Annotated in this window: 9 protein-coding genes; 6 read left to right on the top strand and 3 right to left on the bottom strand. The window is 73.8% G+C overall.

Annotated features, from left to right (window positions below; all coding sequences use genetic code 11):
- The first annotated feature begins 69 nt into the window (after positions 1-69).
- A complete protein-coding gene (locus MXD60_RS28045) occupies positions 70-1128 on the top strand; it encodes a wHTH domain-containing protein (protein ID WP_248822705.1) in 1059 nt (352 codons plus the stop codon).
- 89 nt (positions 1129-1217) lie between these two features.
- Here the strand turns inward: MXD60_RS28045 and MXD60_RS28040 are convergent, their stop codons facing one another.
- From MXD60_RS28040 to MXD60_RS28030, 3 genes are all read right to left on the bottom strand, one after another.
- Positions 1218-1751, bottom strand: coding sequence for a DUF3618 domain-containing protein (locus MXD60_RS28040; RefSeq protein WP_248822704.1), 534 nt, complete (start codon positions 1749-1751; stop codon positions 1218-1220).
- Positions 1748-2167: a phage holin family protein gene (locus MXD60_RS28035; RefSeq protein WP_248822703.1), complete on the bottom strand. Its 420-nt coding sequence runs from the start codon at positions 2165-2167 to the stop codon at positions 1748-1750. The genes MXD60_RS28040 and MXD60_RS28035 overlap by 4 nt, the downstream gene beginning before the upstream one ends.
- Positions 2168-2293: 126 nt before the next feature.
- Positions 2294-3040 (bottom strand): IclR family transcriptional regulator, encoded by a 747-nt coding sequence (locus MXD60_RS28030; protein ID WP_248822702.1) that lies wholly within the window; start codon positions 3038-3040, stop codon positions 2294-2296.
- Positions 3041-3110: 70 nt separating this feature from the next.
- Between MXD60_RS28030 and pcaH the strand changes: the two genes are divergently transcribed.
- Genes pcaH through MXD60_RS28005 form a run of 5 tightly spaced genes read left to right on the top strand, consistent with a single transcriptional unit; the run spans position 3111 to position 8025 of the window.
- A complete protein-coding gene (gene pcaH / locus MXD60_RS28025; protein WP_248822701.1) occupies positions 3111-3905 on the top strand; it encodes a protocatechuate 3,4-dioxygenase subunit beta in 795 nt (264 codons plus the stop codon).
- A complete protein-coding gene (gene pcaG, locus MXD60_RS28020; RefSeq protein WP_248822700.1) occupies positions 3902-4462 on the top strand; it encodes a protocatechuate 3,4-dioxygenase subunit alpha in 561 nt (186 codons plus the stop codon). Before pcaH ends, pcaG begins: the two co-directional genes overlap by 4 nt.
- Positions 4463-4472: 10 nt before the next feature.
- On the top strand, positions 4473-5684 hold the full coding sequence (locus MXD60_RS28015) for a lyase family protein (protein WP_248822699.1): 1212 nt from the start codon (positions 4473-4475) through the stop codon (positions 5682-5684).
- Positions 5681-6844, top strand: a complete 1164-nt coding sequence (gene pcaDC / locus MXD60_RS28010; RefSeq protein ID WP_248822698.1) for a bifunctional 3-oxoadipate enol-lactonase/4-carboxymuconolactone decarboxylase PcaDC — start codon at positions 5681-5683, stop codon at positions 6842-6844. The genes MXD60_RS28015 and pcaDC overlap by 4 nt, the downstream gene beginning before the upstream one ends.
- Positions 6841-8025: a 4-hydroxybenzoate 3-monooxygenase gene (locus tag MXD60_RS28005; RefSeq protein WP_248822697.1), complete on the top strand. Its 1185-nt coding sequence runs from the start codon at positions 6841-6843 to the stop codon at positions 8023-8025. Before pcaDC ends, MXD60_RS28005 begins: the two co-directional genes overlap by 4 nt.
- Positions 8026-8173 lie beyond the last annotated feature (148 nt).

Here is an 8173-nt window from a genome sequence, read left to right as displayed (position 1 = left end):
AGCAACACCCACGACGTGTCCCCTCAACACAAACCCCAAGGTCAGCGGGCTACAGCCGCCCACCCCTGAATGGACACGATTGGTAGCCTCGGTGCGGGTCTCGACACGTATGCCGGGGCACGCTTCCCCGACGACCTGTGCTTCGACGACGTCGATCTGTTCAGCTGGGCGCTGGACGGGGAGCCGCCGTGGCTGGCAGAGGACGAGGTGAGCCTCGGGCATGTCCTGGCCGCCGCCGGGATCATCGGCCGGTCGCCGCACGAGATCGTCGGCCGGCTCCGCCACCTGGGGTTCACCGTCCCCGTGCTTCCCGACCGGACCCCGGACACTGTGGATTCCGTCGACGTCGTCCTGCTGAGTGGGCTGCTGGATGGGAATGCGCCGCGGCTGACGGACCGCCGGGTGCCGCTGGCGCACGTTTATCATGCGGCCTGCATCCTCTCGTGCGACGTGACCGAGGTCCGGGAGCGGTACGACCGGCTGGGGCTGGAGGTGCTGGGCGAACCCGTGGAGCTCGACCGCATGGACCGCGGGCACGCCACTGTTGTGTTCCACGCCGCGGACACCTCGGTCCCCGGCTCCGATCACCTCTCCTCGGCGCAGATCCTGGCCGTCGCCCAGTTCACCGGCCGCGACCCGGCGCGCGTGCGCGCGTCGTTCCTCGGCCTCGGTCTGTTCGTGCCGCCGGAGGAGGCGCTGCCAGACTTCGCGGCGAGTGCGCTGACCGCCAGGGATGCGCTCATGCTGAGCTGCCGCCTCGACGGGCGGGGTCCCTGGCTGGGCGCCGGTCCTGTGCCGCTTGCCCATGTCATCGCCGCCGCCGGTTATCTCCGCTGGTCCCCGCGGCGGGTCAGGGACCGACTCACGCAGCTTGGCTGCGCTGTGCCGACGCCGGCCGATTCTGTGCTCGACATCTTCGTCGACGGCGTGGACCGGATGTTCGCCGAGCTTCTCACTGACACCGCCGGCGCCTACGTGCAACGGCCGGTCTCGCGGGCCGAGGTGCTGGCCGCATCGTTCCGGTTCCGTTGGACTCCCGCTCGGATCGCCGCACGCATGATGGAACTCGGCTTCAGCGTCCCGTCCGCGACATCGCTGATCACCGAGACTGGCGGCGGAATGCGGTGAGGGAACCCGGTCCCGCTCGACGACGACGTTGTTGATGCCAACGAGCCAGCTCAACGCGCTGTACTGGGCCTTGAGCTGGCGCGCCCGTACTACTTCCGCTTCCTCCGCAGGAACAGCAGCACGGCGCCGACGCCCGCGGCGATGCCGGCGGCGGCCTTGGGCTTCGCCTTCACCGTCTCGGTGGCGGTGGTGGCCTTCTCCTTGGCGACGTCGACCTTGCCACCGGTGCGCTCGTTGAGCTGATCGGTCAGTTCGCCGGCCTTCTGGCGGGCTGGGGCGGTTGCTTCGGTGGCCTTCTGCAACGCGGGTGTCGCCACGTCCGCGATCTTGGCGCGGGCCGGGGCGGTGGCCTCGGAGGCCTTCTGCAGCGCCGGGGTCGCGACGTCGGAGATCTTCGCGATGGCCGGGGCGGTCGCCTCGGTGACCTTGGTGCGTGCCTGGTTGGCGACGTCGGCCGCCTTCTCCTTTGCCTCGGTTGACTTCGCGCTCACCTGGCTTTTCACGTCGGTCTTGGCCGCCAGGGCGTCGACTGTCTCGGCGAGGTCGGCGCGGGTCCGTACGATGTCCGCCCGGACCTCGTCCGGGCTCACTGGTCCGTTGCTCGTCGCGGGTGACTCGGTCATCGCCGTCCTGCCTCCTTGATGGTGTGCACGTCGGTCTTCATGCCTTCGATGGCCTCGGCGGGCAGTGGGGGAGTGGCCGCGCTGAGCTCCTTCTTGCCGGTCAGGGCCAGTCCGCCGGTCACGGCCAGCAGGGCCACGCCGACGATCAGCGCGGACAGCCACGCCGCGAGCGCGGTCGCCAGGCCGAGCACCGCGCACGCCACCAGGGTCCCGACGGCGAACACGCCCATGACCCCGGCCCCGCCGAACAGTCCACCGCCGATCGCCGCCTTCTTGCCCTTGCGGGTCAGCTCCGCCTGCGCGAGCGTGAGCTCGTCGCGGACCAGCCGGCTCACCTGCTCGGAAAGCTGGCCCACCAGCTCGCCCGCGGACGCCGTCGCTGGGGCACCCGGCTGGTGGGCGGTTACCTCTGACATGACAACCCCCGTCGGGACATCTGGGTGACTTCTCGTTACGCCTGGCCTGCCCCGCCTTCGCCCTATAACACTCCCGGGCCGCCGCTGTCACACCGACACTGTGCCGCCGCCCTTTCGACGGCCGGGTCACGCGCCCAGGTGGCGGGCGATGCCCTGCGCGGCGACCTGGAGCGCGGCGGTGAGGCGCGCGCGGTCGCGGCGCAGGGTGGGCACCACGACGCCGATCGCCGCCACGACCTGGTCCTCGCGTCGCACCGGTACGGCCACCGAGCAGGCGCCGAGTGACATCTCCTCGACCGTCGTCGCGTAGCCGGTGAGCCGGATCTGGGCGAGCTGCGCGCGCAGGCGTCCGGGCTGGGTGACCGTGTACGGCGTGACGCGGGTGAGCGCGGCGAGAACGCGGCGGCGGATGTCCGCGGGCGCGTGCGCGAGCAGGACCTTGCCGACCCCGGTCGCGTGCAGCGGCAGCGTCGAGCCCACCGTGCTGACCACCGGCACCGATGCCCGGCCCGCCAGCCGCTCCAGGTAGAGGACCTGCTCGCCGTCGCGGACCGCGAGGTGGACGGTCGCGCGGGTGGCGGCGTGGATGTCGTTGAGGAACGGCGACGCCGCCTCGCGCAGCGTCGAGGGGACCGGGGCGAGCAGACCGATCTCCCACAGCCGTCGGCCGATGGCGTAGTCGCCGCGGGCGCGGGCGAGGGCGCCGTGGCGCACCAGCTCGCCCGCGAGGCGATGGGCGGTGGGCAGCGGCAGGCCGGCGCGACGCGCCAGCTCGGACAACGGCAGCCGCGGATGCTGGTCGTCGAAGGCGTCGAGGATCGCCATGACCCGCCCGGCGACGGTCGCACCCGGAGTCCCGACGTTGCCAGCCATGGCCCGATTCTTCCACTGAGTGGAAGAATCGGGTAGGTCTGCCCTGGTTGGCCGTCCTACGGTTCGTGCCATGAATCCCCTGGCCGTGCCGGCGCGCGAGCTGGAGCCGCAGTCCGTGATCAGCTCCGAGATGGCCGCCCTCGACGCCGGCTACCGCGGGGCGGGTGTCACGGAGACGCAGCCGAGGCTCGACTACCCGCCGTACCGCTCCAGCCTGGCCCGTCATCCCGGCCGGGCCGCATACGACGTCGACCCCGAGACGATCGAGCGCTGCGCGCCGTGTTTCGGCGCCCGTGACGTCGACCCGCTGGACGCGGACCTCACGGTCGGCCACCCGGGTGCGCCGATCGGGGAGCGCACCGTCGTCACCGGCCGGGTGCTCGACGGCGACGGGCGGCCGGTCCGTCGGCAGCTGGTGGAGATCTGGCAGGCCAACGCCGCCGGCCGCTACGCGCACGGGCGCGACCAGCATCCGGCGCCGCTCGACCCGAACTTCACCGGTGCGGGACGGTGCCTGACCGATGACGACGGCTGGTACCGGTTCCAGACGATCAAGCCGGGCCCCTACCCGTGGCGCAACCACCGCAACGCGTGGCGCCCGGCCCACCTCCACTTCTCGGTGTTCGGCACCGCGTTCACCCAGCGCCTTGTCACCCAGCTGTACTTCCCCGGGGACCCGCTGTTCGCCCTCGACCCGATCTACCAGTCGATCGTCGACCCGCGTGCCAGGGACCGGCTGGTCGCGGCCTACGACCACGACGTGACCAGCCACGAGTGGGCCACCGGCTACCGGTGGGACATCGTCCTCACCGGCCCCGGCCAGACACCCCTCGACGCCGAGGCACAGGACGGGGGTGGGGCGTGACACCGATCGCGACCCCCGGCCAGACCGTCGGGCCGTTCTTCCACCTCGGCCTGTCCTACGACCGCGACAGTGAACTGGTGCCACCCGGCAGCCCGGCGGCGGTCGTGCTGCGCGGGCGGGTCCTCGACGGGGACGGCCACGGGGTGCCGGACGCGCTCGTGGAGATCTGGCAGGCCCGCCCCGACGGGACCATCGCCGTCGAACCCGGCTCGCTGCGCCGAGACGGGTGGACGTTCACCGGTTTCGGCCGGGCGTCCACCGGCCCGGACGGGACGTACGCGTTCACCACCGTCGCGCCCGGACCGACCGAGCCCGGCCGGGCGGCGTTCCTCGCCGTCGCCGTGTTCGCCCGCGGCCTGCTGAACCGGCTGTTCACCCGCGCTTACCTGCCTGGCGACACCGCGGCGCTGGCCGCCGACCCGCTGCTGTCCGCGCTGCCCGAACACGCCCGCCGGACCCTCGTCGCCGAGGCCGACGGGCAGGGCTTCGTCTTCGACATCCGGCTGCGGGGGCCCGCCGAGACGGTGTTCCTGCGCTACCCAGGCCAGCGGCCGTGACCGCCCGAGCATGAGTGATCTCTTCTGGCCCGGTGATGAGCGCGCGGGCGCGCTGGCCAGCGACGCCGCCTGGCTCGCGGCGATGGTCCGGGTCGAGCAGGCCTGGCTGGACGCGCTCGCGCGGGCCGCCATCGCCCCGGGGACCGTCGACCTCGCCGGGATCGTCGGCCCGGATGACCTCGCCGCCCTGGCGGGTGCCGCCGAGGACGCCGGGAATCCGGTGCCGGCGCTGATAGCCCGGCTGCGGGCCCGCGCGCCCTGGGCCCACCGTGGCCTGACCAGCCAGGACGTCGTCGACACCAGCGTCGTGCTGCTGCTGCGTGACGTCGTCGAACGGGTGCTCGCGGAGCTGCGCGACCAGGTCGGTTCGCTCGCCGCGATCGCCGAGGCCCACCGCGGCACAGTGCTCGCGGGGCGCACCCTCACCCAGCACGCCGTGCCGACGACGTTCGGGCTCAAGGCCGCCGGCTGGCTCACCGGCGTCCTTGACGCGGCCGACGCGCTGGGGCGGGTGGCGCTGCCGGCCCAGTTCGGCGGCGCGGCCGGCACCCTGTCCGCCGCCGTCGACCTCGCCAGCCTGCGCGGGTTCGACGATCCGGTCGCCGCGGTCCGTGCCGCCGTGGCGGATGCCGCCGGGGTCCTCGGCCTGCGCGCCGCGCCGCCCTGGCAGACGACCCGCACGACCGTCACGGCGCTGGGCGACGCGCTGGTGACCTGCACCGATGCCTGGGGGCGCGTCGCGACGGACGTCGCGACCCTGTCCCGACCGGAGATCGGGGAGCTCGCGGAGCCGGCCGCCGACGGGCGCGGGGGATCGTCGACGATGCCCCACAAGCGCAACCCCGTGCTGTCGGTGCTCATCCGCCGCGCGGCGATCACGGCGCCGCCCCTGGCGTCGATCCTGCATCTCGCGGCGGCCCTCACCGGTGACGAACGGCCGGACGGCGCCTGGCACGCCGAGTGGCCCACCCTGCGCGACCTGGCGCGGCGCACGGTCGTCGCGGCCAGCCAGACCAGCGAGCTGCTGCGCGGACTGCGTATCGACGAGGCCCGGATGCGCGCGACCGCGACGACCGCGGCGGCCGAGCTGGGCGCCGAGCGCCGCTCGATCGCCGCCTTCGCGGGCGGCGAGGCGCCGACCGACGCCTGCCTCGGCGTCGCCGATGCCCTGGTCGCAGGCGTCCTCGCCCGCGCACACAGCTATCTGGAGGCAGCCCGGTGACAGTTCCACGGATCACGGGAGTCGAGCTCGCCGGGCGCCCGCACCTGCCGCTTCTCGTCGTCGGGCCGTCGCTCGGGACCTCGTCGAGCGTCCTGTGGTCCACGGCCGCCGGGCTGCTCGGCGACGTCTTCCACGTCGTCGGCTGGGAGCTGCCCGGCCATGACGGCGGGCCCGGCGGCGAACCGTTCACGCTCACCGAACTCGCCGCCGGCGTTCTCGGCCTCATCGACGAGGTGATCGCCGGCCGTGCCGACGGCGAGGTCCGGTTCGGCTACGCCGGTGTCTCCCTCGGTGGCGCGGTCGGCCTGCGCCTGCTGCTCGACGCGCCGCGGCGGGTGGACCGTGCCGCGCTGCTGTGCACCGGCGCGCGGATCGGAGCAGCGGCGCACTGGCGGGAGCGGGCCGCGACGGTGCGGGCGGCTGGCACCGCGGTGCTGGTCGAGGGTGCGGAGCGGCGCTGGTTCGCGCCCGGCTTCGTCGACCGGGCGCCGGGGGTCGCCGCGGAACTGCTGCGCGGCCTGGCGGCCGTCGACGCGCAGGGCTACGCGTGGGCCTGCGAGGCACTCGCCGAGTTCGACGTGTCCGACGAGCTCGCCGATATCAGTGTGCCGGTGCTCGCCATCGCCGGCGCCGAGGATCTGGTGACACCACCGGCCGCACTCGCGCGTCTCGCCGACGGCGTGCGCGAGGGACGGCTGGCCGTCCTCGACGGCGTCGCGCACCTGGCTCCCGCCGAACAGCCGCGCCAGGTCGCGGACCTGCTGCGCGAGCACCTGGCCGCCGCTACTGACCCCTACGACGCGGGGATGGTCGTGCGGCGGGAGGTTCTCGGGGATGCCCATGTCGACCGCGCGAGCGCGGCGGCCACCGAGTTCACCCTCGAGTTCCAGCGGCTCATCACCCGGTACGCCTGGGGGACGATCTGGACCCGGCCCGGCCTCGACCGCCGCAGCCGTTCGATGATCACGATTACCGCGCTCATCGCCGGTGGCCATCACGAGGAGCTCGCGATGCACGTCCGCGCCGCGCTGCGCAACGGGCTGACCGTTGCCGAACTCAGGGAGGTCGTCCTGCAGAGCGCGATCTACTGCGGCGTCCCGGCCGCGAACACGGCCTTCCGGATCGCCGAGCAGGCGCTGCGCGGCCCGGAGCCCCGATGACCACGATCGCTACCAGCACGCGCACCCGCGTTGTGATCGTCGGCGGCGGCCCGGCGGGGCTGATGGTCTCCCACCTGCTCCACCTCGCCGGCCTCGACAGCGTCGTCCTCGACAACCGCACGGCGCGCACCATCGAGACCACGCACCGCGCCGGCATCCTGGAACGGGACAGCGTCCGTCTGCTGGCCGACACCGGCGTCGACCGGGTCCTCACCGCGGGGCACCGGCACGCAGGGATCTCCCTGCGGTTCGCCGGGCTCAGCCACCGCATCGACTTCGAGGGGCTCACCGGCGCCTCCTGCTGGCTGTACCCGCAGACCGACGTGTTCGCCGACCTGCACCGCACCCGCCACCGCGACGGCGCCGACCTGCGTTACGGCATCAGCGCCACCGAAGTCCACGACGTGCGTGACGCTCCGCGGGTCCGTTACACCGACGGCGAGGGCCGCCGCCACGAGATCACCGCGGATCTTGTCGTCGGCGCCGACGGTTCCCGTAGCGTCTGCCGCGACCTGGTCGACGGCGCGACCCGGTACTTCCGCGAGTACCCGTTCGCCTGGTTCGGTGTCCTCGTCGAGGCGCCGCCGAGCGCGCCCGAACTCGTCTACGCCCGCTCCGAGCGGGGCTTCGCGCTGATCAGCCAGCGCACCGCGTCGATCCAGCGGATGTACTTCCAGTGCGACCCCGGCGAGGACCCGCAGGACTGGTCCGACGACCGCGTCTGGGCGGAGCTGCAGTGCCGGCTCGCGGGCGAGGACGGCCTGCGGCTGCGGGAGGGACCGGTCCTCGAACGCACCGTGCTGCCGTTTCGCAGTTTCGTGCAGGCGCCGATGCGACACGGGCGGCTGCTGCTCGCCGGCGACGCCGCGCACACCGTGCCGCCGACCGGCGCGAAAGGCCTGAACCTCGCCCTCGCCGACGCCCGGATCCTCGCCGAGACGATCGAGGCGGCCCTCGCCGGCGACGACCTGTCCGCCCTGGCCCGCTACACGGACCGGGCGCTCGCCCGGGTGTGGAAGGCGCAGCACTTCTCCTACTGGCTGACCACCATGCTGCACCGGACACCCGGCGCGAGCGCGTTCGACGAGCAACGCCAGCTCGCCGAGCTGCACACCGTCGTCGCCTCCCCGTCCGGCGCCCGCTACCTCGCCGAGGGCTACACCGGCTGGCCCGAACCCTGACGGCCACCGCCGCCCTGCACGGCGACCAGGCGGCGGCGCGGCCGCTTGCGCCAGCGGTCCGGGCTCGGGCCGAGCGTGGTCAGGCGACCGCGGCCGGACCCCCGGGGGGGGGCCCCGGGGCGGGGGGGGGGGGGGGGGGGGGGCCCCC

Source organism: Frankia sp. AgB32, assembly GCF_023243045.1.
GTDB lineage: Bacteria > Actinomycetota > Actinomycetes > Frankiales > Frankiaceae > Frankia.
This window is presented reverse-complemented; position numbering and strand designations above follow the sequence as displayed.

Bases quoted from the DNA above. Each gene is read 5' to 3' on its own strand.
- MXD60_RS28005 (WP_248822697.1), top strand. From the start codon at position 6,841: ATGACCACGATCGCTACCAGCACGCGCACCCGCGTTGTGATCGTCGGC.
- MXD60_RS28015 (WP_248822699.1), top strand. From the start codon at position 4,473: ATGAGTGATCTCTTCTGGCCCGGTGATGAGCGCGCGGGCGCGCTGGCC.
- MXD60_RS28030 (WP_248822702.1), bottom strand. From the start codon at position 3,040: ATGGCTGGCAACGTCGGGACTCCGGGTGCGACCGTCGCCGGGCGGGTC.
- MXD60_RS28045 (WP_248822705.1), top strand. From the start codon at position 70: ATGGACACGATTGGTAGCCTCGGTGCGGGTCTCGACACGTATGCCGGG.
- MXD60_RS28035 (WP_248822703.1), bottom strand. From the start codon at position 2,167: ATGTCAGAGGTAACCGCCCACCAGCCGGGTGCCCCAGCGACGGCGTCC.
- MXD60_RS28040 (WP_248822704.1), bottom strand. From the start codon at position 1,751: ATGACCGAGTCACCCGCGACGAGCAACGGACCAGTGAGCCCGGACGAG.
- pcaH (WP_248822701.1), top strand. From the start codon at position 3,111: ATGAATCCCCTGGCCGTGCCGGCGCGCGAGCTGGAGCCGCAGTCCGTG.